At 71.4% G+C, this 996-nt stretch carries 2 protein-coding genes; both read right to left on the reverse strand.

Annotation, left to right across the window (positions count from 1 at the left end):
• Positions 1-199 (reverse strand): hypothetical protein (locus ABD056_RS22725; protein ID WP_343870574.1); only part of this gene is annotated, 199 nt, incomplete at its 3' end.
• Between the two features lie 208 nt (positions 200-407).
• On the reverse strand, positions 408-996 hold a 589-nt coding region (locus ABD056_RS22730), incomplete at its 5' end, for a hypothetical protein (protein WP_343870576.1).

The raw sequence follows: 996 nt of genomic DNA on the forward strand, positions 1-996 counted from the left end.
CGTCGCGCGGCGCCGCCGGCTGCGGCTGGCTCGCCCGCTGGGCCGGGGCCGGCGCTTCGGCGCGCGACCCGGCGAAGGCCTGGCGGGCGGCATCGGCGACCGCCGCGGCGAACAGCGCGGCAAGATCGGTCGGCTGGTCCTCCTTGCGGGAGTCCGCCGTGCTGCTCTGCCCCTGTCGCCCGATGATCGAGATGTCCATGGCCTGGATCCTGATATAGCTCGCTTCGCCTTATGCAAGCCGGGTGCCAGTGCCGGGCTGAGGGGGACGGCGGGCCCCGCGTCGTCCGCCGGCCGCCGGGACCGGCAAATTGTCGCCGTCGGCAGGAATTGCCGGGTCGGAACGGCCGACGGCGCACCCCGGGGGATGCGCCGTCGCGGTCGTGCTGCGGCCGGGAGGCCGGGGCGGATCAGATGTCTTCGTTCAGGGTGACCGGCGCCTGGCGGGTCTCGATGCCCGACGAGCCGATGGCGCCGTCGCCGCCGTAGATGCCAATCTTGCCCGGATTGGCGTCCTTGGCCGCTTCCACCACGCTTTCCACCACGGTGCTGACGGCGTTGATGCCCACCGCCATCAGCTTCATGTTGGCGACGGCGATGGTCTTGATGACGCGGCTGGCGTCCATCAGCTGGGCGTATTCCAGCTCGGTGATCTTGGTCTTCAGCTCGTCGCGGGCGCGCAGGTTGCCGATGCTCTCGGCGAAGATGTTGATGAGCTGTTCCTTGCGCGCCGGCATGCCGGCCAGCTTGTCGTAGGCGCGGCTTTCCAGGATGTCGCGCTCGGTCTTCATGAACTCGTAGAGGTCGGTCATGACCTCCAGCATGTTCTTGAAGAACGGGTGGCGATCACCGATGGGCGGCAGCACCAGCGGCGGGAACGGCTCGCCGGCCGGCTTGGCGGCGGCCGCCGCAGTGGCGGTCGCGGCGGCGGAGGCGGCGGCAGTCGGAGCGGCGCCGCGCAGGCCGGCACCGGCGGCCGGACGCAGGGCGACGGCTGAC

This window comes from Caenispirillum bisanense, assembly GCF_039523075.1.
In the GTDB taxonomy this organism is placed as follows: Bacteria; Pseudomonadota; Alphaproteobacteria; order Rhodospirillales; family Rhodospirillaceae; genus Caenispirillum; species Caenispirillum bisanense.